We start from the raw sequence: 24,241 nt of genomic DNA on the forward strand, positions 1-24,241 counted from the left end.
GAAAGGCAGCGGGCTCGGTGCTGTTTCTCGCGGCACGCGTTATACGAGAAGAAATATCTACCGGGATGCGGACGTCACGCGCCAGACCGTGTTTCCGACATCGTCCGCTATCAACAGCGCCCCCGCCTTGTCGACGGCAACTCCGACGGGCCGCCCATGCGCCTTGTTGTCGTTGTCGAGAAAGCCGGTGACGACATCCTGCGGCTTGCCTTGCGGATGGCCGTCCTTGAACGCTACGAAGACGACTTTGTAGCCATTGAAGTGCTTGCGGTTCCAGCTGCCATGCTCGCCGACAAAGGCGCCGTTGCGATAGGGGTCCGGCAGGTTGGTTCCGGTGTAGAACACCAGGCCCAACGGTGCGACATGGGAACTCAAGGCATAGTCCGGAGGGATAGCTTTCGCCACCAGATCCGGCCTCTGCGGCATCACGCGAGGATCGACATGCTGGCCGTAATAGCTGTAGGGCCAGCCATAGAACGCACCGTCCTTGACCGATGTCATGTAATCGGGAACCAGATTGGGACCAAGCTCGTCACGCTCGTTGATGACCGCCCACAGCGCCCCGCTCCGCGGCTCCCAGCTCAGCCCGTTCGGATTGCGCAGCCCGCTCGCGAAAATGCGATAGCGCCCGGTGGCCCGGTCGACCTCCCAGATCGCGGCCCGGTCCTTCTCGGCCTGGATGCCGTTCTCGGTGATATTGCTGTTGGAGCCGATCCCGACATAAAGCAGCGACCCGTCAGGACTGGCGACAAGGGATTTGGTCCAATGGTGGTCGATCGGCCCACCAGGCAACGGTGTGAGTACGGTGCCGGGGGCGGTGATCTTGGTGTCGCCCGTGGTGTAGGGGTAACGCACGATGGCGTCGGTGTTGGCGACGTAGAGATCGTTGCCGACCAGGGCCACGCCGAAGGGCGAATTGAGATGATCGAGGAATATGTCCTGGACATCGGGCATGCCATCGCCGTTCGTGTCGCGCAGCAAGGTGACGCGGTTGCTTCCTTCATTGCCCCCGCCCGAGGTCGCCATGGACTCGATCCAGCCCATGATCAGGTCTTTCGGACGCTTGATCGCAGCACCGGGCGGCGCCACGGACTCGACCACGAGAATGTCTCCGTTCGGAAGTGTGTAGAGCGAGCGCGGATGCTTCAGTCCTTTCGCGAAGGCTTTGATCTGCAGGCCCTTGGCGACCGTCGGCGTCTCATCCTGTTTCCACCCGATGATCGAAGCGACGTGCATCGGCGGAATAAGATACTGAGCCAATTGAGGCAGTGTCGGGTTCGCTCCGACCTGGTCACCTGGGTCCGGCTCATCATTGCTGCACGCCGGCAGTGTGAGGAGCAATCCGCACAGCAGACCGAGACCTGCCGCGCGTTGGACATATCGGCTGGAGAACACTATGGCGCTCATTCGACCACCTCCACTCGATTGTGGTCGGAACTCCATCCCAGCAAACACACGAGGAGCAGGACGATCACGGCCGCGACTGACAGGGTGAGCCCTGTCGGCATCACCGAGGTCCAGGCATCGCGGCTATGCACGAGCGCGTTGAAGAACGCTATGACGAGCACGACGAGGTTGCCGAGAAGTGAGGGCCACGCAGACCTTGCCGCACCGGAAAGTCGACCGGTGAACAAATCGACAAGGGCCGCTAGAGCCGCAAGCACGCCCACGACCAGGCCGGCGAAGAGCAGCCAGGCGGAAAAATCGGCCCACATCATTTCCGCGCTTCGCCAATAGGTCACGTCGGTCAGCAGCGTACCGATGAAACACGCCTTGGCCACCGCCATCGGCGTTTTATAGAACGGGCGCTTGGCCACCAACGAGTTGGATTCCGTCCTGGCCATGGAATCTCTACCTTTGAAAGCTGGATCTGTCTTCCAAACCATCTTGGGGTTGGGAGGTTCCCCAGGACGGTTTGCGATCAAGAACTCGTGAAAGCATCGCAACGCGATTTCAAAGCTCAGCAAGAGCGCAAAGCGATGTTCAATTTCGAGACCGCAAAGTCCGCAAGGTGATCGAGTATCGATGCAGGTCAACCGGCGGAATGCTGTGCTCCCATTCCGTACGCGATGGTCCGGTCATCAGATAGGCCGACCTTGGCTCGACGCCGATGGTCCGGCGATCCCATTTGGCGCCGCTCTTTCGGCGGAGCCGGAAGATGCAAGGCGCCAGCAACGAGACGCCGGCTACATCTTCGAAATGAGGCTTGTCTCGATGCCAGCCAATGCCAGCGCCGGGTCGGTATTCGTTGATCAATACCTGCGCGAAGGCCTCGGCGGGCCGGCTCGCAAAGGCCGCAACCTTCACGCGTAGGGGTAGCAGAAAGTCGGGTATGGGCGGCGCCTCAAGGACCTCGCGTCTGTCATAGTCGTAGCGCAGGCCAAAACCGACGACGCGCCGGTTTGCCAGATGGCCATGGAAATCGAACGCCTCGAAGGGCAGGCCTTCAAGATGCCGGGCGAGCTCCGCTTCTTCCTGTGGTGTTATCAATTCCGACTGATAGACGAAGCCTTCGGGCAGATCGTCGCCGGCGCCGAAGAGATCGCGCTGGCGCAGGGATGCGCCGGATTTTTTTGATTTGAGCGTCGACATCATGGCTAGATGGTGAAGGCCAGCCCATCAGGCAATGTCAGGAACCGAGCCACATTTCGTCGCGGATCCTGCAACGAAGTTCGTGGCCCCAACTCTATACCCGGACATCGACCTCCAACCTCGCAACCCGAAGTCACGAAGTAAGTTCTATCAGCATGCTCCCGATGCAGGAATTTCCGGATCAGCCTTCGAATGCCGAGCAGGCAAAGGCGCAGGCTGCCGCCCTGTACAAGTATAATGTAGAAACCACCGAAGTGGATGATCGGGCGTCGATCGGAGCCGAGTTATGCGATGCGTCCGGAAAGATATTGGGCGGCCTTTGGGACGGACGAAACTCGGGCTTTGGTTTCTCGATATGTTTTCCTGCCCCAGCATCTGCGTAGACGGTGGCTCGGCGCGCGCCTTTTGGCCCAGGTCGAGGAGGAAGCGAGACGACGCGGGTGCAAGGGAGCTGTCGTGGAAACGAGCAGCTTCCAGGCGCGCCAGTCCTACACCAGCCAAAGTTATGAGGAATTCGCTCGGGTCGATTTCGGAGTTGAGCAATACGCCCGCATCTGTCATCGAAAAACTTGGACGTAGACATCAGCTAGCCGTTGCGGTCAGGTGATTGGCCAACCTTGGGCGCGCGATCCGGTTAACGGCTTGCCCCTCCACCAAACGCCTTTCGGAATCCAAGCCTCACGATGAAGAGACCGGCTATACGTTGCTGTCAAAGTCTCACCCGTGGCCGTGATATGATCCAGGAAGCGATGCTTCCCGTGGATTTGTCCCAAAGAATGATTGGGATAGCAGGAGCATGGCCAGTGACAGAGCGCAGCGGCAGTCGAAAAGCAGCCCAGAACTGTCTGCGATACCGATCCTGGAACTCCTTTTTGCTCAAGCGAAGGGTTGGCATTCCCTTGCGAGGCTTGACGGTACGAGTGTCGATACGCTTTGCCAGGCAGCGGGCCGGTGGGGCCGGGGTGTGAAGCCGGGGAACCAATCCTGTTCTCTTTGCCTCCAAGCCGATGCGGCCTGCGTGGAAAACCGACATGGGGCATGATTGTTCCACCGCGGCGGGCAGCATCGAGGACGCGCTTCTCGACGCAAAGTGGATGCGCCGCGCAACAACGCCCTCCACCGCGCGTTGACCTTTGCCAATTTCACTCTGGCTACTCCAGAACTTCGAGCCCGTTGGCTAGCCGCTGGCGGCTTTTTTTGCCACCGGAGCATTTCGTCTGGGAGTTCCGGAACAATTCGTTATCGACCCGGGTTCATCCTCTGCCAGCTGTCCCCTCAACTGCTGCCGATTAGATATCCCTGATCAGCCCGCTTCTCCCCTAACAAGGAAGGGTCGGTGAGGCTGAGCACTGTCTCTCAACAGAAGGAAAGGAAATCACGGACTGGATCAAATCAAGGCAAATGGCTGCAGTTCAAGGTTAAGGCCAAGGAACAATGGGGCAATCTCCCCGACGCCGGAACAGAAAGCTTCGTTTCGAGTTCATATTCAGCGCATAGGCGCTGCACGTGCCTGCATGCGGGGTTAGTACGGAGGAACCATACATGGGTCTCGGCACAATTCTGATCATCATTTTGATCCTTGCTCTGCTTGGCGGCTTCAGCGGCCTCGGCGGCGGCCCCTTCTATGGTACCGGCTACTATGGGGGCGGCGGCCTCGGTTTACTGCTGATCATTGTCATCATTCTGGTTGTCCTCGGTCGTCTCTAGCTCATCAGCCAGCGATCCCTGAGCTTCCTGAAATGGAGTGCAACCACAGCGGGGCATTCCGCTAAAGGAAGGAGGTCGTTATGGCCAAGTTCCGCTTTGAGACCGTCGAATTCGGCAAGACCAAGACTTTCGACGAAAGTCTTGCCAGCGCAGACCTTGCCAGCCCCCGAGCAATCGAAATCGCCCGCGCTGCTTTGATGGCGACCCCTTCAGGCTGTTCAATCAGGGTTTATCGATTTCGAACGCGTTAGCAAAAAATTCCTCACAGGGGGTCTCCAAGCTGAATGTTCCCTTCGTATGCTCCAACGCCGATGGGGTGGCGAAGTTTCTTCGACGGACTTAAAATGGCTGAGCGTGAAGACTGGAAGATTTCAACACCAAGACAATGTGCAAACGGTTGATGGCGAAGGGCTCGGGAAGTCCCGCCGTGCAGCGCGATTGAAGCAGCCCTAGGATGTCCCCCTATCCAGGAGGCTATCCATCGGACTGGACCGAGGAGACTGGAGTTACCAGGCTTTGGCACACACCGGAGGCCCCGAATGACAAGGATGCGCGCCACAAGCATGCCCGTCTCACGCCTCTGCGTGAGAGAAGGCACCTTTTGCAAAGCCTGTGCGGTGCGGGCGTATGGTGTCTTGGCCAAGAGTGGCGCGCCGGGTCGAGCGCTATAAGACCGAAGGCCGGGCTGGCATGACGGACTGTTCCTCGCGGCCTGCCCTTATGCCACAGGTCATCGTCGCATTACGGGACTAGAAAACCCCGAGAAGATTGATAAACCGCTGTTTGCAATGGAACATTAGCCTTAGCGAATGGTTTGTTTGAGGAGCGCTCATATGAAGCGGCGCGCACTCAAACCGCACGAGGTACGTCATGTTCTATAAGCTCCTTGCTACCACCGCACTCGCCACGTTCATCGCATCCGGTGCCTATGCAGGCAATGTGATATCTGCTGCAACCGCTGCCCAAAATGTTGCCGTCCAAGCTATTCCTGATGGCAAGCTGGTCTCGAAGTTCATGGGAGTGGAAGTCTACAATGGCACCGGCGACAATGCCGAAGATATCGGCGAAGTAAATGACATCCTCCTATCGAAGGACGGCACAGCTAAGTTTCTGATCATCGGCGTCGGCGGCTTTCTCAAGGTTGGTGAAAAAAATGTCGCTTACGACTTCGATAAGGCCCAGTGGGCCGAAAAGAACGGCAAGCGATGGTTGGTCATCAGCGCGACTAAGGAGGAACTGACGGCCCTGCCCGCATTCGATACAAAGGCATACGATGCCTCCCTTTCGACCGCTTCGACCAAGCCCGCGACGCCGACCGTGACGCCGGCGCCGGCGAACTCGGCAACAACGGTCGATAGGACGACACTCACTGAAATGCCGATCGACAAAATCCGCGCTGAGGATCTGATTGGCACAACTGTCTATGGTGCCGACGATGCGAATGTGGGCAAGATCGGGGATGTGGTGCTGACCGGTGACAAGAAGATTGATGCGGTCATTATCGACGTCGGCGGTTTCCTCGGCATCGGCGCCAAGGAGGTGGCTGTCGGCTTTGAAAAACTCAAATTCATGACAGACAAGGACGGTAATAAATATCTCTACACAAATTTCACCAAAGACCAACTTACGGCGCAGACCGCGTACGACAAGGGCACCTATGTGCAGTCGCGGGATAAACAGCGCCTGATCGTCAAGTGAGTTCGTCAAGGCGAGCCCGCGAACTTTGGTTTGCGGGCTCATCTCGATTCGATTTCAGCGTCTAAGTTGAGCGGTTCGAATCGGCAGACGAGTGATCAGCGGAACGAGATACCAAAGGACAGCAAGCTTCCTCCAACCAAGATGGCGCCCACCCCTGCCAATTCCCTACTATGGAAGCGGCACCGTGACCGCCACGTAAAAGTCAGTCGCCACGCCGAGCAGGATCGGCGCAAGCGCGGCTGCTATGAAGGCAGCGGCTGCTTTTCTGATGAAGTTCAGATACTGTAATTGGCTTTATCAAGCGCGGCTTAAGCCGACAGCGGACGGAAGCAAATCACAGGATTCGAAAACGGTCGTCGGAACGAAACGACCCTCAAGCAATTGTTACTTCGTCTCAGCGTTTTATTAGGAGGAGCTCATGGGACGCGGTATCTTGCTATGGTTGCTCGGGGTTCCGATCCCCATCATCATTCTGATCATGCTCTTTGCGCGTTAGGGGGTGGAAATGCAAACGATCCTTTCACCGACCGACGTCTCGCCGGTCACCGAATCTTCGTCATCGGCTGGATCGAGCGCCTCCGCCACAACCTTCGCGATTTCGACCGCTGCCTGGCTTGTCGTGGTGCAGTGGCTATCAGCGGGTGTCGGCGGCTATCTTACCGGTCGGCTGCTCACCAAATGGGTGAACGTCCACACCGACGAAGTCTACTTTCGTGACACCGCTCACGGTTCCTCGCCTGGGCCTTAGCAACGTTACTGGTTGCCGGTGTTCTCGGCACGGCTCTTTCCTCAGCGCTGGGTTCGGGTGTGCAAGCAACTTCCACCGTGGCCCCTGGCGCCGCGGTGGGACCTCCTCAGCAGCGAGCAGCGTGGCACCCCTAACTGATAATTTTCTCGGCTATTTTGTCGATACGCTGTTTCGGCCAACAGATACCGGAACAGTAGCCGCAGCTGGCCAAAACGATGCATCCGCCATCGGACAAGCAACACGCATCTTAATCACCAGCTCCGCAAACGGCCAGGTCTCAGCTGACGATAAAACCTACCTGACGCGACTGGTCGCTTCCCGCACTGGTCTGTCGGAGACGGATGCGAAGACCAGGGTCGACACTGTTCTTGCCAACCTTGAGGCTGCAAGAAACAAGGCCAAAGCAACCGCCGACACTGTCCGGAAAGCCAGCGCCAGTTTCGCGCTGCTGGGCGCCCTGTCGTTAGTGATTGGGGCGTTCATAGCAAGCGTTGCTGCAGCGGTAGGTGGGATGCAGAGAGACGAGGAGGAGGCACTGTTTGCTCGCAGCAACGACGTTCAGCATCCGGAATCCTCAACTGTCACCTCGACACCGGACATAGCCGCGGCGAAGTTATCATCTCGCGCATGGGTTTGGTCGGCGGAGTTGGGACGCGATCACTAGGAAGCTTGACCGCGGCGAGGAGAAGCGTGCGAGCCCCGACAGAATTTCGACGGCTCGCTGCGCACCGCCAATCGTCGGCTCTCTTCCATCCGAACTAGAAATCAGGTGGATAGCTGAAAGATCATCACCATAGCTGCAGCCGCCATGATAGCTGTCGCAACCCATCCCATCAGCCGCATTGCCAGTGGCACGGTTGTCTTGCCCATCACATCCCGTCGAGCCGTCATCAGCATCATAACTGCCATCACGGGCACAGCCACCATGCCGTTGATCACTGCGCTCCAGTAGAGCGCCTTGATGGGATTGATCGGCGTGAAGTTGAGACAGGTACCGGCCAGCGTCGCTATCGCAATTGTCGCGTAGAACGCCTTAGCCGCCAGCGGCTCGCGTTCGAGGCCTACAGGCCATTTGCGCGCCTCACCAAGGGCATAGCCGGCCGAGCCTGCCAAAACCGGAATGGCAAGCAGCCCCGTTCCGATAACACCGAGCGCGAAGACAGCAAATGCAAACTCACCGGCGACGGGACGCAATGCTTCAGCCGCTTGGCCGGTTGTTTCAATATTTGTGATGCCCTTGGCGTGAAGGGTCGCGCCGGCTGTGATCATAATCGCGAGGGCGACCAGGTTGGAAAACGCCATACCGACATAAGTATCCAGGCGGATGCGATGAATTGCATGCTGCGCCTGCGCTGGCGCCTTCTTGAGCGGCTTGCGGCCAGGCTTGGCCTTTTCGTCCTCCACCTCTTGGGAAGCCTGCCAGAAGAACAAATATGGACTGATTGTGGTGCCGAAAATCGCGACAACGGCTGTCCAAAACGACGCGTCAGCCGAGAACCGCGGGATGAGCAGACCTTTTGCCACTTCATCCCAAGGGACCTGAACGAACATCACCGTGCCGAAATAGGCGAACAGTGAGACCGTCAGCCATTTGAGTATCGAAACGTAGCGGTGGTATTTCAGAATGACCTGGAGCCCGACCGACATGACCCCGAAGACAACAACGTAAAGTACAGCCGGACCGCCAACGATAAGCTTCAAGGCGTCTCCCATGGCTCCGAGGTCAGCTCCGATATTGATGGTGTTGGCTATAAGGAGCAGGGCAACGACCGCCTGAAGCAGCCAGTTGGGGTAATAGGCTCGCATGTTGCCGGCGATGCCTCGCCCCGTCGTGCGGCCGATGCGTGCGCTGATCTCCTGGATTACCGACATGAGAGGGTAACTGAACAGCATCGTCCACGTCAGGGCGAAACCGAATTGCGCGCCGGCCTGTGAATACGTGGCGATGCCGCTTGGATCGTCGTCGGAAGCTCCGGTGATAAGGCCGGGGCCAAGCACATCGAGCAACCTAGGCTTGGCGCGACCGAATCCAGGCTTCGTAATTTTCGTGGTCAAGTCTCGCGTTCCCAAGATGCCCTCAGTCCGTCAACGACCTGACCAGAAAAAGGCTCCAGCGCTAGAATCATTATAGTAGGATTTGCTAAAAGAATGGCGCGGGAGGTCGGCCTCGGTGAATGGTGGATCATTGAATGGCGGAAGAGCATCCCGTTTCAATGCGCACAAAAAAGCACGGATCAATGCGTTGCAGTCTTGAGCATCCTGCTCGAAGCGGGATTGCCCGTGCAGAGCATATTGGCCAAGCAGATGGACCGCAAAGAGCCAGACGGGTACTACCGCAGTTGCGATCAGACCGAGCAGGTGCGATGGAAATCCGTTTCCGTGCTGCCTCAGAAACTTATCAACATAGTCGCAAGTCGGGGAACGCAGGCGTTGCGTTCAATCAGACCTGGTTTGGATTGGCGGGGAAGGCCCAGGTTCCGGCAGCGCATCGTTCTCGGCCGGATCGAAGGCGCCATGATGGCGATCGCCAAAGCCAGCGTTCCCGGCTTCTCATTCGCCCACATGAACTCATCTGGCGATCCGCCGACGGCATGAACACACCAATAGCCGGCGGTGCCTAATGCCCAGCTTGTCGTCGTATTCGTCTTCTCGTCTCAGCCCGGGGGACGAGTCTCAAATATTATGCGGATAGGGGAACTCCCGGCTTCTCTCCGGGTTAGAAAATGCCCCAACGGGTCATTTCAAACAAGGAGGACACAACGATGGCAACCACCAAGAAGGCAAGTGCCAAGACCAAGGGCCTTGAGGATCTGTTCCTCGATGGGCTCAAGGATATCTACTATGCTGAGAAGAAAATTCTGAAGGCCTTGCCGAAGATGGCCAAGAACGCGGATGACGAGCAGGTCACCGCGGCCTTCGAAAAGCACCTTGCGGAAACCGAAGGCCAGGTAGAACGGCTCGAGGAGGTTTTCGAAATCCTCGGCGCGCCTGCGCGCGGCAAGACCTGCCCCGCCATCGACGGCATTCTGGAGGAAGGATCGGAAATACTCGATGAGTATAAAGGATCGACGTCCCTGGATGCCGGGCTCGTCGGCGCGGCGCAGGCTGTCGAGCATTACGAGATCGCTCGCTACGGCACGTTGATTGCTTGGGCCACCACCCTTGGCAAGGATAACGTGGTTGAATTGCTAAACGCGACCCTCGAGGAAGAGAAAGCTACCGACGAGGCCCTGACGTCACTGGGTGAAGGCGGGGTGAACGACCGGGCGGCCGAACTGCAAGCAGCTTGAATTGCGGCCGGTTTTTCCATGGCTCCGGCGTGGCCGCCGGGGCCATTTTTCTTCTATGGCCGGATCGCTACGCGGAGAGAATCCCTACTATCGAATGACCTTCAACACATTAGTGGCCAGGCTAACAAGCGTTGAACCTCTTGGGCTATGAAGTCCCTGATTGAGTCGGTCGCGATATCTGCAGCTTCACACTGATCCGATGGGAAGGATCAAGGTACGCGCGGCGCTGCAAACATACGCTGGCTGGAAATCTCTCATCTTTCTAAAATCTGTTCGAACCTGCACTGCCTGGGGGCCTTGTCGGGGCGCCATCGCTTTCGAAGTCATGCGGCGAGCTTTGCTGAATCCATCCCATTGTAGTCGGCCCAGGTCACGGTCTTTTTCATGACTTGAAGGCACCATCAAGCTTGAAGCGAAGATCGTAATGCAGCCGCATGGCCGCATGTTTCTGAATCCGAAGTCGGCTAGATTTGGCGATCGAGCGTTCGCCGCAGGAGGTGTCCATGGCTGGAAAGTCATCAGAGATCCAATAATTACTCGCCTGCGCTAAGCCGTCCAGTTGAGGAGCGAAGTAGCTTCGCCGCAGCAATTAGCTTCGTGCGGCTGCCGCCATACCTGTTGATTAGCTCGTGGACTTGGGTTGTGGTAATGCCGTTCTGCCGTGCAAGTTGCCTAACCACATAAGCTTCACTGCCCGAAATTCGGTCCCGGTCGCGAGGATAAAGGTTTGCCGCATCGGCCGTCATGCGTAGTCTCCCGTGCTCACGCTATATCTTCGCCAACGCAAGAGTTGCTATTTAGTTGCCGCTCATGTGCACGCTGACGGTACGTCTGGTGCGCGCAAGCTGGGAGCATCTGCGGTTGCATTTTTTCCCGCCGATGGAACTTTCGGCCGGCGCAAATCTTCGTTTGCCGAAGGTGTCCTCGACCCTCGAGGTGGCCGGCGAGGGTTATGTAAAGAGGTGTTCCCGGATGCCCTCAACCTCAATACGCAAAACCGAATATGATCCTGACAAGCGAGTCCGGTCTGTGTGGTTTGTGGCCAGCGGCAAACGGTATGAGTTTGAGGGCGTGCCGCCTGAAATCTTTGCCGAGTTCCGTTCCGCTTTTGCCAAGGGCCGCTATTTCAACGAACATATTCGCAATCGCTTCCGATATCGTCTGGCCGATAACAATTCTGGATGATCTGCTCGGAGCACCAGTTCGCCGGTTTGCGGCTTGGTTTTCGGCCATTTAAGGTGAGCGCAACCGACAGGCAGTAAGTTTTTCAGTCGTCATGATTGGCTTTCGCAAGGGCTTCGGCCTCATGGACTAGACTCGGCCAGGAACCATGGCCTCCTCGCTTGGACGACTCCAGCCGGGCGGGTCTGTTCTAAGTCATGCGAACCAATTTGGCCCGGCTCGGGCTTCCATGTTTCTCTTTAATCGGAGTCGCTAGCGCACCTCATCTCGAAGAGCCGTCGTCGTGCGCGCAACGGGCGTCCAGTCAGTAATCGCATCGGCATCGACGGTGATCAAACCGCCAGCCTTCAAGGTGACCTTTTGGGATTCTGCATCGATTCGACTGACCTTCCCTCTGAGCTCAAGTTCGTCGCCCGGTTCGGTCCTCTTTGGTGCTGGCATCGAATGGGGAAAGGCATAGGACGGAATGCTGACACTTGCTCGCGCACCATCCAGCATTCTAAGCACGGTCACGGTTATCGCAACTTCGTCGCCTATGCTGATGTCCGTAACTTTCCAAGCCATAAAGAGACTCTGGGGCGGAAATCCTAGTCGTCAAGGGACTGCTAATATTCCGTCGGTGAACTGCAACAAAAAGCTTATCCGCCCGTTTTCACACGCCAGGTCACACTGGCTACTCCAGACCTCCCTCCCGCCGGCTGAAGGTCGGCGGGTCTTTTGATAGCGCGGACAAGCGATGCACGCGTTCCTTTCTCCAGTCTATGTGAGGTCCGATTTGCCAGGCTCGCGCCAACGGATCGACCACGTCGAAGTAGCTGCCGACGAACTCCTCAAATGGGCAAAACGTGGCCCCAGATGGCACAAGGCGATGATCCTTTGCAGGTCAGCTTTGGAGGGCGATCCTATTAACCCGCAAATAATATGCAAGGCTTTCGCGGCTGCGGCTAAGGAAGCACAGATGTTGCTCCCTTCCGATTAGAGTCGCTTGCCTCATCTCACCAGCTGTGTTTTGCACTTGCGGCGCCACCACAACCCAGTCGCATCGTGCCAGCTGATCAGCCCGAAAAGCCAGTCAGCCCGCTACGGTCTCAACGTTTCCGCCGGTCACTTGCCGCAACCGGCGGCGAAGCCTTCATGCACGGCGCTGCATTGCGTAGGGTCTCGCCTCCTCTATGGACAAGGCGGCTTGCCCTGCTGCCCCCTCGCCTCTACAACTCGTGCATTCACAGGAGCAACCGCATTGCGGGAAGAACGGGACCAAGGAGCGCCACTTGGTCCCGCGAAATCGTGCACCCACCGCGCTTCGAACAAGCTTCAATCGTTGTCGCCGTTCTAGGCAATCTCAGTGCCACATTCTCTCCCTGAGCCATTTGAGAAACCTGTTCTCAGCGATTGTCCGACGGACTCTAGCGGCAGCCCATTGCCCTCCTATCGTGGTCCCGACATGGCAACTGCAGACGATGTCGTGCAATTCCCAGTCAGACAGTTCGAAGAAGCGTTTTGCTTCTCCATAGGTGTCATCCTTCAGGCCGACCGCACGTAGTACCGGATCCTCGAGGGCCACTGTGATTGGTGAGCCCTCATTGCGTGCTGCGTCGCGGGCTTGCCCCTTCAGATGCTCAGTGCCAGTCAGCGCTCCCAAGCGTCGCTCGGGATGTTCGTCCAGCAACTTTGCCCAGCGCTCGATGCGCTGTTGCCGGGTCATGATCGGGTATGTCGACAAGGGTTCCACTTCTGCGATTGTCTGCAGTTGGCTTAGGGTTTGGTGTTTCATGGTCGGCTCCTTTTGATCGAAGTCCCCTTCTCAACAAAAATTATCGCGCGACGACGCGCCGACAAGGCCGGGTAGGCGGCTTCTCGACGGACAATCGCGATTACCAAATTTTGACGAATGCTGCGCATTGCTCCGCCGCTGCCGACGCTCGAACTGACCCACGTCCCCCCAAAATGGGATCAAAGCCGCCCAGAACGGTTTCAAAGCCGGGTTATTTTGGACAGTTCGCCACCCCGCTGACCTGCTTCACCTCAATAACCGCGACTTTCGCGACACCGCGCTGAAGAGAGGCGTGGAATCCTGGTCGAGCTGATCCCAAAGGACATGGAAGGTGGGTCCGACAAGATTGTCTGTTTCGTACCAATCTCGGTTCTGTACGTTTCCAACACTAACCTTCTCCGTGGGTCCTTGTAATAATCCGACGGAGGAGCCGCCGTGCATCAATTCGCTTTCCGCTGTCATTTCTTTGCCACAAGGCGTAAAGTCACCAGATCGCCCGCACGTTTGCACGGGCGCGAACGACAGGGAGATTGGAAGGCTCTTGCCCCAAGCGGGATTGAGCTATGACCAATCCACTAAACCTTTCCTACAAGAATGGATTGCTGGGTCGGCTGAACGCGAATGACCTCGCGCTCCTGGAGCCGCACTTTGAGCGGCGTACCCTCGACTTGAGAATGAGATTGGAGACTGCCGATTCAAAGATTGAGGCGGTCTACTTCCTTGAGGAAGGTCTCGGCTCTGTTGTTGCGAGGGGCCCGAACGGAAGCGACGCCGAGGTCGGACTCATCGGCTTCGACGGAATGACAGGCACTGCGTTGGTGATGGGCGTCGACGTCGCGGCGCATGAATGCTTCGTCCAGTTGGCGGGTAGTGCGGTCCGAATTGAAGCGGAACCATTCAATGCCGCTCTTCGGATTAGCCTTAGCCTGCGGCTCTTTCTTTTGCGTTATGTCCACTATCTCCACATTCAGGGCAGCTATACCGCTCTAAGCAATGTGCGAGCAAAAGTGGAAGACCGTTTGGCGCGATGGCTGCTGATGTGCGACGATCGGGTCCTTGGAAACCATCTTGCAATAACCCATGAGTTTCTCGCAGTGATGCTCGGTGTGCGGCGCCCAGGTGTTACCGTGGGGCTGCAGGTGCTCGAAGGGCTTGGGCTTATCCGTTCGCGACGAGGGGAAATCACCATTCGCGACCGCGCCGGCCTTGAGGTACATGCAAATGGCACCTATGGGAAATCGGAGGCTGCGTACGCTCGCCTGATCGGAGGTATCAGCCGATTTGATTTCCCCTTGTCCACGGCGGTTTCTGGCTAGGAGCCAGGTGAACACACCTGACATCATCTCCAGAAGCTCCTTAGCCGAAGCAGGTCTCGCTCCCCGCCCAGCGATACTCATCCAGGTTCTCCCAGGACGTTCCCAAGCTACTGCTGCTGCTATTGTGAGCCGATACACCCCCGGTTCAATTGATGGTAAAAACCGTACAGGTCTGGGGTTATGAATCCCACTGGTCCACCGAAGGCTTCCCCTGCTGAGCCTGATCGATGGCAAAAAGTAGTAAGGCTAGCGTCGGCGACAGCTCGGGTTCGACCGACAGCCTGAAGTGCTTCTGTACGTGATGACGATTGTCCGCGTCGCGTATCAACTCTCGAAGAGAGTCAGCGACGGTTTTATGACCGGCCTTGTCGTGCTTTGTCATCACGTTATCCCCGAGTCCTTCCCCTAATTCACTAGCCGAAAAAGGGTTCCCTGCTGGGTCGGGAATGTTTAGTAGAAATTTCCGAGCGAGGAAGCAGATACAAGTCCTCAGTTCGGCCACATAGGCGCGAGCGGGACAATCGCCAGACGCCGAGAGGCTGCCCGGCCCGTCGGTCAAGAGATTGCGCCCCGGCGAAAGAGGGTTGAGAAACCTGGTCTTCGGCTCCGTCGCGCACCGGTTCCAAGAACAGCCGGGCGCTTGTGGGTCCTAGCATAAACCCCTGATGGCCGGGCCAAAATCGTCCCGTGGCCCAAACGTTGCCGGGACGGCGCCAACCTTACCGGCTCTGCCATCGTGGCGGAGGGGCCGGCATCAAGCGGTGGGGATTTTTTTGCTCGGTTGTGCATTGGGCGAGGAGGGTCAGATCACATCAGGCACCGCGTATCCGTGACCAGACCTTAGTCCCAAACCGGCTCCGACCGAAGCCCAATCCCGGGAACGTTTGCTGTCCTCCAAAGTTCGATTGGACTGACGGGCGACGAATTCGTCCGGGCAGTTTTGCAAAGGAGAAAATCATGAAAATACGTCTTACGGGCGCCGCTGCCGCGTTGTTGCTTTTCGCCGGTGCTGGCGCCGTTGCTGCTCAGGACGTGGTCATCACGCCCGAACAGGATACCGTCATCCATGAGTATGTGAAGAAGCAGCCCCTAGCATCGCTGAAGGTTCCCGGCGTGGAACTCAATGTCGGCACAGCACTCCCCGACACAGTCGAGCTTCATGAAGTTCCCAATGTCAAATACCGCTACGTCGTAATCGACAACCGGACGGTTCTTGTGGATCCCGGCACCCGCAAGATCGTCAAGGTTTACGACTGACCTATGGAATGTCCCCAACCCGCCGCCAGCCAGCGGCGGGTTGCGCATGCCAAGCTCCATCTATCAGGACGAGATATGATGAACATTGAACTCGAAGCGTCGCATGCCCTCGTGGTCCGCCTGGCTGATCTGCAAACCAGAATGCGGAAAGCGCGGATAACGGCGGCCGAAATGAAAACCTTTCAAAAGGTCGCATCAATAATGGATGACGGTCACGGCCAGATCGATGGCGACGACCTGATCGCGGCATCGTTTCTTGTCGATCCCAATCAGCAGCAGACCTAAGCGAGCACGCCGACTAGCCTGAGCCGGCGTTCCTCGTGGCTGTACCGACCAACGTCCAATCGAGAGGCGCAAAGGTCCGCGCATCGAAACCTAATGCATTCCATCTGCATTGACCGGGAACCGGCGAAGAAAGTCCCTTCATCGCCGGTTGATTGGGTGCCCGCCACCTCCTTGTGATGTGGCGGGCACCCAATTGTCGGGAGAGCAGCATGCAGTTCGGCGAGATCATCGCGAATGTCCAGACCGCCGCCTTCTTGGCGCGCCTGCTGGCAATTGCGTTGTTTCTAATTGGCCGACCGCTTTGGTCTGAACCTAGAGTCCGGATGGTCATCCTTATGCCGGTCGATCCCGTGACCACGGCTGCAGTGAGGACTGGCACTCAACCCGACCTGCGGAGACGCTTGATATCAAGCTGCTGCCAAGACTCGAACGGCATTCGCCTGATTCTCGCGGCTATATGAAGATATTGTACGAAATCAACCAATCCGGTCTGCCGGGAACATCGCTCAACCACCGAACGTTATTTTGCGTCAGGGACCGGAACTTTCACTCCCTCCGGTCCTAAGGCCTGCTACTGTAGTGTGGACAGGTCGGAGGCTTCAGGTTATGCGGGACCGCCGTACCGTTAGAGCCTGCCTAAGTCCTCACGATATGGCAATTTGCCAGCGTGTGTTCGACCAGGTTTGCGCAGACGAAGACCTGGACCCCTTAGGCCGAGATGCTGAAGTTATAGCGTCGATGGTTGTCGGGATTTTTCGCAATGCTCATACCAATGAACGCCAACTGCTGGAGGCGATCAGGTCACTTCGTCCTTCAAAGGTTGCAAATAGGACCGGCTGAGGCGTAGGTCGCCGCACTTCGTGACTGTAGCCACCTTGGCGCAACCCTTGGATGATTCCTTGCCGCGCAAGTGCCTCTCATGGCCGATGATGCCCGGCTTTACCCAATGGGTCGCTGGCCGCTTCATACCCTTTGGCGGCGCTTTCCAGCCACGGTACGGCAAAGATGGCTGTGCCGATTTTACCGCTGCCTAAGCGTCCCGCGCGTTCTGGCGCCTGCCGGTGGCCAGCCGCATGCACTGCAGCGGCCATCATGCGGCAATGATGATAGGTCGAGGGAACATTTTAGCTATATCGAATGTTCAACTCTTATGGACAGCCGAAACCTACTCTCAGCAGATCAATCAAGAGCAGCACGTGCCCTGCTGAACTGGTCGCGAGTGCGCTTTGCCGGAAAGGCCAATCTCAGCGAAATGACGATCAGCGATTTTGAGAACGGCTTTAGGAAACCGCGTCCCCCCAACATCGCGGCCATGCGCCAAGCGTTTGAGGACGCCGGAATTATCTTCACCATCGAAGGCGCTCCATCGCTAGCCCGCCCTGAAGGTGATAGCGGTCTCGCCACCGACAATAGAATGTGGCGCCGCCGGCAGAGAAAAGCATAAAGGCAAAGGCCCCTCGAAAGCCGTGCATTAGCAACCCCTTGACGAACCGAAGGGCAGCGCCAGAATCCTATACATGGCGCGGGAAATCAATATTGGTGACAAGGTGGCGATCGTTGCCACTGTGGGCAAGCGCATCGAGGAGCGGGTGGCCCTGCATTTCCCCACCGCCACTTTCCCCTGTTCGATCATCGACCCCGAGGCCAAGCCAGGCGACAAGATCCGGTTCGAAGGTGAGGTCGTGCACGTCGATGACGACACAGGCCGTGTGACAGTGCAGGCGCTTGGCCGTATCACGGTCGATGCCAATTCTGTCCGGCTATTGAGGAAGTTCCGAAGGCCAAAAGGCAGTAAGCCGCTGCGTGACAAGGTAGACTAACTGCCCCGGCGCACCTATGGGTTTGAGCGATCCTTCGCCATAGCATTGAAAAGCAGCGTGCACGCCACAAGCGAAACGACCCCTCCTGACAGGCCGTCCCCGGTCAGGCCGAAAAAATAGACCGTCTCAAACGCCAACGCTGCCATTGCTGTACCCACCATGTGGATTTGGTATCGCCAACATAGAACCGTTAGAGAACACTAATGTTCCACCTCTAGACTCTCGCCCGCAACGGCAGCACCTGTCCTTTGGGAGAAACGGCGCAAGTTCCGCAGGCTGTCCTGTGCGACCGCGTGTCTTGACTGAACTTCGACAACCGCCCGCGACCTGCAATGGTGTCCATACGTGCCCAGACGCAACAGCGTTCGCGCGTATTGCCTTGTTTGGCCAATGCTTCGCCAGGCCTTTTGTGGAGATCGCAATGCCAACCCCTTTGTCGTCGTATAGCTCCTCGCCCCGGTTGAATGAATTGACGGGGCTGTGATGATGATCGCCGCGCCGACTTCATCAACGGGAGGCGGTTTAGGTGGAGGTCTTCCGAAACGAAGGAAGCCCGTCACCGAAGGGTCACGACGGATGATCGAATGGGTATCTCGATCTGGGCCATCAACGGCGTCTAGTGGAAGATGTTCCAGAGCGGTCCGCGGCTCAGGAATAACGGAAAGCGGGGCGCCGAAACCAAAATGCTATCGGCGCGTTATGCAGCTCTCTATGCAGCAGGCCGTGCGATGGGCGCTTTCTCACCGCTTCAAATCAGGTTGTTGGATGATAAATCTATATCGGTCTCTTCGATCTGTGAAGCGGAACAGGCGCTTCTGGGACAGTGGCCAAACAAGCGAGCGGCGGTTCACCGGGATGCTTGCCGGTTGATCGCCGCGGCAAAGGACGGCACATGCAACCCGGCCATCGCCTTCGCGGCATTCAAAGCCGCTGCGATCGAGCAGCGCCTTCTGCAGCCGACAAGCAAAAGTTCGGCGTTGAGGATGTTGAACAATGTGACAAAGGACCTCGAGGCCTGAGCCTCAATTCCAAACAAGCCCGCTGCCGCGATCTAGGTGTTTGCGCCCGGTCTGTTCTCGGCTCACCCCGCCGAGATCAGGCCGGTACTATTTGGTGAACAATAGCAATGGTCCAGAGATCGAATGAGAGTGGCGTGAGCCACCCCGCAAATGACAACCATGATCACGCGCCTAGATTGCTGGACGCCGACCCTTTGACCGACGGGGAAAACATTTGCCGAACTTGTTAGGGGTACTGAGCGCATGGCTATTTTGGTGGTTCTAGCAATGGGGGCCGGTTGATGTTGGTGCCCGCTATCTACCTTGCACTGACCCACGGGAGATGAACCAAGCGCTGCCGCTTCGCTTGAGAGCGCATCTTCGCCTAATCCACCAGCAAGCTTATGCTTTGGCCGCTCGTGCCAAATGACTTGGCGCAGGTCGTGCATGTCGACCTGCTGACCGGAAATCGGACCGGTATAGAAGTTGTCATCCTCGTCGGCCGGCTCGCCACCGTGCCGCTTGCCAGGGATGGGTGGTTTAAGGTCATAGCACCGTCATCTCCGCCAAACATTCAATTCGTCTAAAATGTTCCGGAACTATTTTAGCGCAAGCTGATTGAATCCTGGCTTGTGAGTCCGGTATGCATGCATTTGAAGTTCGTCCCGCCTCGAATGACTGGGAATTCCAAACGCGCTGTCCGAGATCGGCTTTGGAAGCGCGTATAAGAGCACGCAGGGCCGCCGCCAAAGGGCCTGAAGCGGCCCGCGACGCAATGGGTAAGCCGGGGCTGATCGGCCGTGTGTGGCACCTCCGCGGCGAGGAAGACCTCCGGCACGCTTCACTGCAGGATTTCAGGGTAGAATGAGCAAACGCGGGAGTGAATTTCTCTACCATTGGATATCGGACCACCTACCGGACGCTCCGATGGTCGACCCGGTTCTGATGGTGATTGAGATGGCTGTTGATGCAAAAAGGGCGGCCGAAGCCCAAGGCATCCCAGGCCAGGAGATTGATGAAGAAATTGGCCAAATCTATCAGTTCATCATGCGGGACTTGCGCTGACCTTGCCAGGCGGTAGGCGAGGAATATAATTCTCCCGTTGCGGCGATCCCCCTCATACGGCTGCCATAGCCACATCGAAACCTTCCAGGCAGGTATGCTGAAATCGAGCGCTTTCTGGCGGCGGCGGAAGCGCTGCACTTGAGCATCATCAAGCCCTTCAGATCGCCGCATTGCGACCACTATCGGCAAGACGCGTGTCTTGCATGGCGTGTTGTTGAAAGCCGTGCGGGGACAATCAACGCTCCCGCAGTGGCCGGTGTGATCCGTTGCCCCCACGGGAGCGTCCACTGCACCCCGCAAAGCCGTTTGTTTTCATTGTGTGACTTTCCGTCCCAACCGCCATACCATTTCCCTTGGTGGCTGCCGCGAAGGGACGACGAATATGGCTTTTACTGTCATCTGGTATGGACGACAGGGCATCGTCGACAAGGAAATATTCCACGCCGAGAAAGCGGCAAAGGATCATGCAATCTCCCTGTTTCAGACCCGGAAGGGCGACGATGGAATCGTGTCCGTTGAAATTCGCAAGGAAAACGGCACTGTCGTTTTTAGCCATGCGGAGAACTAGACGAAATTGCCCGCCGACGGCGCGATGTGGACAGGCGCAATCGCGACTGGAATCCGACGTTCGGTTCAGGGACCTAGAGACTTCAGTCTTAGTTGATCTGTTGCTATGCTAATATGCATTTAGCTTTGGCATTGCTGGGAGAGATCCCAAAACACTGACCCGCAATGGCTGGTGCGGCCGCTTCACCCAAGCATCCCCTGGACCGATCCCGACGGGAGCATTAGACTGCGGAGCGGAGCTCAAATGGCCGGCGACAGGGACGATGCTATTCACGATCATCACGTCGAGTATTTCGCCTCGGAGAACGGTTTGTCTCCGGACCTGACTTGGGAGTTGATCCTAAAACACGGCAACAGCCGCAAGGCCGTGATCGAAGCTGCGCAGGGTTTGAAAGATGATGACAGGCAATACGGCCGACCAGCACCGCATGCGGAACGTTAGCTGTTTCGAATAGTTGAGTTCATGCTCGGATGTTGTCACTGGCATCCGGCGAAAGGCTGGTGGTTAAACTCATCAGCCGGCCCGCGTCTTGGTCCCTCCGTGGCGCGGGCTTTTATCGATCAGGCGAAGAGATGACCGACAAGCCGGCCACAAACCTACGTCGTGAGTGTGTCGAGAAGCCGCATTGGGTGCCGAAAAAGCCGACGGCCGTCGATAGATGAAAGGAATAAGCGACATGCGGGAACCGAGTTCAGAGGCGGACGTTTTTTCCTCCAGGTCACGCGTTTTTGCGCGGTTTGAATGACCTAGACGGAGGAAATTGAAATGAACACCAAAATGCTCACGATGGGCGCGATGGCGCTCGCAATGATGACGGGCTCAGCGCTGGCTGCTGGTAACACATCCGCACTTGACGATCCGGCAACGATGTCGCCGTTCTTCACCGATGCCGGCATGAAAACCTTGAGGTCGGAAGCGGATTTCAAGACCGCATGGATGGCCATGAAACCGGATGAAAAAAAGGCGGTGCTGAAAGACTGCGGCGACACCACGCTCAACAAGTCGCACGCGGACTTCTGCGCCATGGCGAAGAAGATGGGCGGCTGAAAATAACCTCCTGTGGCGCCGGACACGAACGCTCTAAAGGCGTAGTTCCCAAGCCTGATCTGGAGCCCGTTCCTTTGGCACGGGCCTTTTTTCGCGAGGAACACAAACGCCCTCCCTGAGCGGGCCAGCTTGGCGCTGACGTCCGTACCGTCTCAAAGCCGTGTCAGCGCGAATTGACGAAGTCAGTTCGTTCTTGGCTACCTGGTTGCTTGCGGGATATGCCTGCTGGGGATTCGCGCATCTCGCTGATCTCGCATATGCGGTGCGACGCTCGCACCTCTAGATCGTCTTGAACGAGCGGCGCGCTATGCCCTTCCCCTGCACATCGGCCAGAGGTCGGATTTGGTCGTGCCGACTGCCGAGAAGCGACCTCGAACGAAGCCACGAACCTTCGTGGAACCGCGCGCCAGATTCCAAGTTGCTATGTACCGGCGACAGACTGATCCGTGACCTGGATAGTGCAATACGTCGGCAGGCATCGCGTCGATAGGGTGAGACCAGATGAAAACCAGGCCGGCCACCATCAAACCGTACAGCGGACCGGTCGGCGGCTGGGGCTCAGCGAAATCCGTGGCGGGGATCATCGCAAGAGAGCACGTCCCTCTGAAGGCGCCAAAGCTGCTTTCGGTTCAGAATAAGCCTGAAGGATATATGTGCGTCAGTTGTGCCTGGGCAAAACCGGCGCAACCGCATCCGCTCGAATTCTGCGAAAACGGGGCAAAGGCGACGGCTTGGGAAATCACTTCCCGTCGGGCTGACCCCGCGTTCTTCGAAAAGCACACGCTAAGCGAGCTGGAGCTCTGGCCAGATCACGATCTGGAGGAACAGGGCCGGTTAACCCATCCCATGCGCTGGGATGCGATTAGCGACAAGTATCTTCCGGTGGGATGGGCGGAAGCTTTCGATGAGATCGGCAGGGAGCTGGGCGCGCTCGATCCTCATCAGGTCGACCTTTACACCTCGGGCCGTGCATCCCTTGAGGCGAGCTATATGTACCAGTTGTTTGCCCGCATGTACGGCAGCAACAATTTACCCGACAGTTCCAACATGTGCCACGAAAGCTCGTCAGTGGCACTTCCGGAAAGTATCGGCGCCTCTGTCGGTACAGCTATTTTGTCGGACTTCGAAAACACCGACTGTATTTTCTACATCGCCCAAAACGTAGGAACGTCTTCCCCGCGCCTGCTACACGACCTCCAGGACGCGGTCGACCGCGGCGTGAAGATCGTCACCTTCAACTTGCTTCACGAACGGGGGCTGGAGCGCTTCGTCAATCCGCAGTCGCCGGTTCAGATGCTGACCGGCAGAGAGACAAAGATCTCGACGGAATATTATCAGGTCAAAAATGGCGGCGATATCGCCGCCCTGTTCGGTGTCTGCAAGGCGCTCATCGAAGCCGACGACGCCCTCAAAGCATCGGGCACCAGCCGCGTAGCGGGAGAGGACGGCAAGCCGAAAGATCCGGATAATGCGGCAATGGTCGCATTCGCGGCCTCGATTGCCTCGGCCGACAAAAAGCATGTGCTCGACCATGATTTCATCAAGGAGCATACCGCCGGATACGAGGAGTTTGCTTTAGCTGCACGAGCTCACCAGTGGGATGAGCTGGAGCGGGTCTCCGGACTCAGCCGCGATCAGATGATGAAGGCGGCGGCCATCTACGCCAAATCCGATGCCGTGCTGATGGTCTACGGCATGGGTCTGACGCAACACCTCATGGGCGTCCAGAACGTCCATATGGTTTGCAACCTCGCGCTGTTGCGCGGCAATATCGGCAAGCCGGGAGCGAATATCTGCGCCGTCCGCGGCCATTCCAACGTTCAGGGACAGCGCACTGTCGGGATCACGGAAAAGCCGGGGCTGGCGCCGCTGGACAAATTGTCCGAGCTTTATGGATTTGAACCGCCCCGCTGGACCGGCCGCTCGACGGTCGAGACCTGCGATGCAATCATCAACGGCCAATCCCGGGCCTTTATCAGCCTTGGCGGTAACTTCCTGAAGGCGGTGCCAGAGACCACCGCTATGGAAGCGGGATGGCGCAAGCTGCGTCTGAACGTGCAGATCGCGACAAAGCTCAACCGCAGCCATGTCTTGCATGGCGAAATCGCCTATCTGCTGCCCTGCCTCGGCCGTATCGAGATGGACGAGCAGGCGACTGGTCCACAGGCCGTGTCGATAGAAAGCTCCATTGCCCACTTCCATGGTTCTCGCGGAAAAACAAAACCCGTAAGTGCAACCCTTCTGTCGGAACCGGCGATCGTCGCCGGCATAGCCAAGGCGACGCTTGGGAAGACCAGGGTTCCATGGGATGCCTGGGTCGGCAACTATGCGGAAATCCGCGACGCCATAGAACGGACGTACCCGGAAACCTTCAAGGATTTCAACAAGCGGCTTTTCAAGCCTGGCGGGTTCGCCAGGCCGTTGCCGGCACGCGAGCGAAAATGGGTGACGCAAAGCGGGAAAGCGAATTTCATTACGCCAGGCAAGCTCTTTCCCGAATTTTCCACCTCGGGCAGAACCGACGTTCTGCACCTTGCGACGCTGCGATCGAACGATCAGTTCAACACCACGATCTACGGCTACAGCGACCGTTTTCGCGGCGTTGAAGGCACGCGCCGGATTGTGTTCATGAACGGGGAAGACATCGTCCGGCTAGGCTTCGCAGATGGCGAAATTGTTGATGTGACTACGGCCATCGACGACAATTTCGTCCGCAAGGTGACTGGCCTGAGGATCGTTTCCTACAACATCGCGAAGGGCTGCTGCGGGGCGTATTTTCCCGAAACCAATCCGCTCTTTCCATTGGCGCATCACGACCCGAAGTCGAAGACGCCGTCATACAAGCTTTTGCCAGTCCGCCTTAGCCGATCGCACGCAACTCCAGATGGTTGACC

The 24,241-nt window shown here is 57.5% G+C and carries 27 protein-coding genes and 2 pseudogenes; 21 read left to right on the plus strand and 8 right to left on the minus strand.

What is annotated here, in order from left to right; translation table 11 throughout:
• Positions 1 to 57 precede the first annotated feature (57 nt).
• From C8D77_RS29615 to C8D77_RS29625, 3 genes are all read right to left on the minus strand, one after another.
• On the minus strand, positions 58 to 1,407 hold the full coding sequence (locus C8D77_RS29615; RefSeq protein ID WP_170136860.1) for a PQQ-dependent sugar dehydrogenase: 1,350 nt from the start codon (positions 1,405 to 1,407) through the stop codon (positions 58 to 60).
• A complete protein-coding gene (locus tag C8D77_RS29620; protein ID WP_109670924.1) occupies positions 1,404 to 1,844 on the minus strand; it encodes a DUF2231 domain-containing protein in 441 nt (146 codons plus the stop codon). Before C8D77_RS29620 ends, C8D77_RS29615 begins: the two co-directional genes overlap by 4 nt.
• Positions 1,845 to 1,983: 139 nt before the next feature.
• Positions 1,984 to 2,592, minus strand: coding sequence for an alpha-ketoglutarate-dependent dioxygenase AlkB (locus tag C8D77_RS29625; protein WP_109671181.1), 609 nt, complete (start codon positions 2,590 to 2,592; stop codon positions 1,984 to 1,986).
• A 291-nt stretch (positions 2,593 to 2,883) separates the two neighbouring features.
• Between C8D77_RS29625 and C8D77_RS29630 the strand changes: the two genes are divergently transcribed.
• The 5 genes and pseudogenes from C8D77_RS29630 to C8D77_RS29655 all read left to right on the plus strand — a co-directional run.
• Positions 2,884 to 3,171, plus strand: coding sequence for a GNAT family N-acetyltransferase (locus C8D77_RS29630; RefSeq protein ID WP_245462996.1), 288 nt, complete (start codon positions 2,884 to 2,886; stop codon positions 3,169 to 3,171).
• A 963-nt stretch (positions 3,172 to 4,134) separates the two neighbouring features.
• Positions 4,135 to 4,299, plus strand: a complete 165-nt coding sequence (locus tag C8D77_RS29640) for a DUF3309 family protein (RefSeq protein WP_109670929.1) — start codon at positions 4,135 to 4,137, stop codon at positions 4,297 to 4,299.
• A gap of 80 nt (positions 4,300 to 4,379) precedes the next feature.
• Positions 4,380 to 4,550 carry a hypothetical protein gene (locus tag C8D77_RS37780; RefSeq protein WP_164548595.1) on the plus strand — a complete coding sequence of 57 codons (171 nt, stop codon included), beginning with the start codon at positions 4,380 to 4,382 and terminating at the stop codon, positions 4,548 to 4,550.
• A gap of 619 nt (positions 4,551 to 5,169) precedes the next feature.
• On the plus strand, positions 5,170 to 5,997 hold the full coding sequence (locus tag C8D77_RS29650; RefSeq protein WP_109670932.1) for a PRC-barrel domain-containing protein: 828 nt from the start codon (positions 5,170 to 5,172) through the stop codon (positions 5,995 to 5,997).
• 505 nt (positions 5,998 to 6,502) lie between these two features.
• Positions 6,503 to 7,295, plus strand: a pseudogene (locus C8D77_RS29655) (hypothetical protein); the annotation flags it as partial.
• Between the two features lie 215 nt (positions 7,296 to 7,510).
• On the opposite strand, the gene C8D77_RS29660 reads toward C8D77_RS29655, so the two are convergent.
• Positions 7,511 to 8,800 (minus strand): NRAMP family divalent metal transporter, encoded by a 1,290-nt coding sequence (locus C8D77_RS29660; RefSeq protein ID WP_206438781.1) that lies wholly within the window; start codon positions 8,798 to 8,800, stop codon positions 7,511 to 7,513.
• 93 nt (positions 8,801 to 8,893) lie between these two features.
• Here C8D77_RS29660 and C8D77_RS37785 point away from each other — a divergent pair, with 93 nt between their 5' ends.
• Both C8D77_RS37785 and C8D77_RS29665 read left to right on the plus strand, forming a co-directional pair.
• A complete protein-coding gene (locus C8D77_RS37785) occupies positions 8,894 to 9,340 on the plus strand; it encodes a hypothetical protein (RefSeq protein WP_164548594.1) in 447 nt (148 codons plus the stop codon).
• A 167-nt stretch (positions 9,341 to 9,507) separates the two neighbouring features.
• Positions 9,508 to 10,035: a YciE/YciF ferroxidase family protein gene (locus tag C8D77_RS29665; RefSeq protein ID WP_109670938.1), complete on the plus strand. Its 528-nt coding sequence runs from the start codon at positions 9,508 to 9,510 to the stop codon at positions 10,033 to 10,035.
• A 533-nt stretch (positions 10,036 to 10,568) separates the two neighbouring features.
• Here the strand turns inward: C8D77_RS29665 and C8D77_RS39125 are convergent.
• Positions 10,569 to 10,781, minus strand: a complete 213-nt coding sequence (locus C8D77_RS39125) for a DUF3606 domain-containing protein (protein WP_109670941.1) — start codon at positions 10,779 to 10,781, stop codon at positions 10,569 to 10,571.
• A 64-nt stretch (positions 10,782 to 10,845) separates the two neighbouring features.
• Here C8D77_RS39125 and C8D77_RS38480 point away from each other — a divergent pair, with 64 nt between their 5' ends.
• Positions 10,846 to 11,220, plus strand: coding sequence for a KTSC domain-containing protein (locus C8D77_RS38480; protein WP_245951913.1), 375 nt, complete (start codon positions 10,846 to 10,848; stop codon positions 11,218 to 11,220).
• Positions 11,221 to 11,469: 249 nt separating this feature from the next.
• On the opposite strand, the gene C8D77_RS29680 is transcribed toward C8D77_RS38480, so the two are convergent.
• Positions 11,470 to 11,781, minus strand: a complete 312-nt coding sequence (locus tag C8D77_RS29680; protein WP_109670944.1) for a hypothetical protein — start codon at positions 11,779 to 11,781, stop codon at positions 11,470 to 11,472.
• 172 nt (positions 11,782 to 11,953) lie between these two features.
• Between C8D77_RS29680 and C8D77_RS39130 the strand changes: the two genes are divergently transcribed.
• Positions 11,954 to 12,196: a DUF982 domain-containing protein gene (locus C8D77_RS39130; protein ID WP_109670946.1), complete on the plus strand. Its 243-nt coding sequence runs from the start codon at positions 11,954 to 11,956 to the stop codon at positions 12,194 to 12,196.
• Between the two features lie 363 nt (positions 12,197 to 12,559).
• Here C8D77_RS39130 and C8D77_RS29690 read toward each other — a convergent pair whose 3' ends face one another.
• Positions 12,560 to 12,991 (minus strand): hypothetical protein, encoded by a 432-nt coding sequence (locus C8D77_RS29690; RefSeq protein WP_109670949.1) that lies wholly within the window; start codon positions 12,989 to 12,991, stop codon positions 12,560 to 12,562.
• 563 nt (positions 12,992 to 13,554) lie between these two features.
• On the opposite strand from C8D77_RS29690, the gene C8D77_RS29695 reads away from it, so the two are divergent.
• A complete protein-coding gene (locus C8D77_RS29695; protein ID WP_109670952.1) occupies positions 13,555 to 14,307 on the plus strand; it encodes a Crp/Fnr family transcriptional regulator in 753 nt (250 codons plus the stop codon).
• 178 nt (positions 14,308 to 14,485) lie between these two features.
• Here C8D77_RS29695 and C8D77_RS37350 read toward each other — a convergent pair whose 3' ends face one another.
• Entirely contained in the window at positions 14,486 to 14,689 is a 204-nt protein-coding gene (locus tag C8D77_RS37350) for a hypothetical protein (RefSeq protein WP_126067737.1), read from the minus strand.
• A gap of 575 nt (positions 14,690 to 15,264) precedes the next feature.
• Here C8D77_RS37350 and C8D77_RS29705 point away from each other — a divergent pair.
• The 11 genes and pseudogenes from C8D77_RS29705 (at position 15,265) to C8D77_RS29775 (ending at position 24,239) form a co-directional block, all read left to right on the plus strand.
• Positions 15,265 to 15,564 (plus strand): DUF1236 domain-containing protein, encoded by a 300-nt coding sequence (locus C8D77_RS29705; RefSeq protein WP_109670956.1) that lies wholly within the window; start codon positions 15,265 to 15,267, stop codon positions 15,562 to 15,564.
• 75 nt (positions 15,565 to 15,639) lie between these two features.
• Positions 15,640 to 15,849 (plus strand): hypothetical protein, encoded by a 210-nt coding sequence (locus C8D77_RS29710; RefSeq protein ID WP_164548593.1) that lies wholly within the window; start codon positions 15,640 to 15,642, stop codon positions 15,847 to 15,849.
• Positions 15,850 to 16,999: 1,150 nt separating this feature from the next.
• Positions 17,000 to 17,293 (plus strand): helix-turn-helix domain-containing protein, encoded by a 294-nt coding sequence (locus tag C8D77_RS29725; protein ID WP_109670960.1) that lies wholly within the window; start codon positions 17,000 to 17,002, stop codon positions 17,291 to 17,293.
• Positions 17,294 to 17,366: 73 nt separating this feature from the next.
• A complete protein-coding gene (locus C8D77_RS29730; protein ID WP_109670962.1) occupies positions 17,367 to 17,669 on the plus strand; it encodes a hypothetical protein in 303 nt (100 codons plus the stop codon).
• Between the two features lie 683 nt (positions 17,670 to 18,352).
• Positions 18,353 to 18,688, plus strand: a complete 336-nt coding sequence (locus C8D77_RS29735) for a DUF982 domain-containing protein (RefSeq protein ID WP_245951914.1) — start codon at positions 18,353 to 18,355, stop codon at positions 18,686 to 18,688.
• A gap of 906 nt (positions 18,689 to 19,594) precedes the next feature.
• Positions 19,595 to 19,732: a hypothetical protein gene (locus C8D77_RS29750; RefSeq protein ID WP_245462994.1), complete on the plus strand. Its 138-nt coding sequence runs from the start codon at positions 19,595 to 19,597 to the stop codon at positions 19,730 to 19,732.
• 65 nt (positions 19,733 to 19,797) lie between these two features.
• Positions 19,798 to 19,994 (plus strand): annotated as a pseudogene (locus C8D77_RS38485) (hypothetical protein).
• Between the two features lie 120 nt (positions 19,995 to 20,114).
• Positions 20,115 to 20,300: a hypothetical protein gene (locus tag C8D77_RS29760; protein ID WP_109670967.1), complete on the plus strand. Its 186-nt coding sequence runs from the start codon at positions 20,115 to 20,117 to the stop codon at positions 20,298 to 20,300.
• A 243-nt stretch (positions 20,301 to 20,543) separates the two neighbouring features.
• Complete coding sequence (locus tag C8D77_RS29765; RefSeq protein ID WP_109670969.1) at positions 20,544 to 20,741, plus strand: DUF3606 domain-containing protein; 198 nt, start codon at positions 20,544 to 20,546, stop codon at positions 20,739 to 20,741.
• 324 nt (positions 20,742 to 21,065) lie between these two features.
• On the plus strand, positions 21,066 to 21,347 hold the full coding sequence (locus C8D77_RS29770) for a hypothetical protein (protein ID WP_109670972.1): 282 nt from the start codon (positions 21,066 to 21,068) through the stop codon (positions 21,345 to 21,347).
• Between the two features lie 501 nt (positions 21,348 to 21,848).
• Positions 21,849 to 24,239, plus strand: coding sequence for an FdhF/YdeP family oxidoreductase (locus C8D77_RS29775; RefSeq protein ID WP_109670974.1), 2,391 nt, complete (start codon positions 21,849 to 21,851; stop codon positions 24,237 to 24,239).
• The last annotated feature ends 2 nt before the right edge of the window (positions 24,240 to 24,241 follow it).

The organism is Mesorhizobium loti (assembly GCF_003148495.1).
Lineage (GTDB): Bacteria > Pseudomonadota > Alphaproteobacteria > Rhizobiales > Rhizobiaceae > Mesorhizobium > Mesorhizobium loti.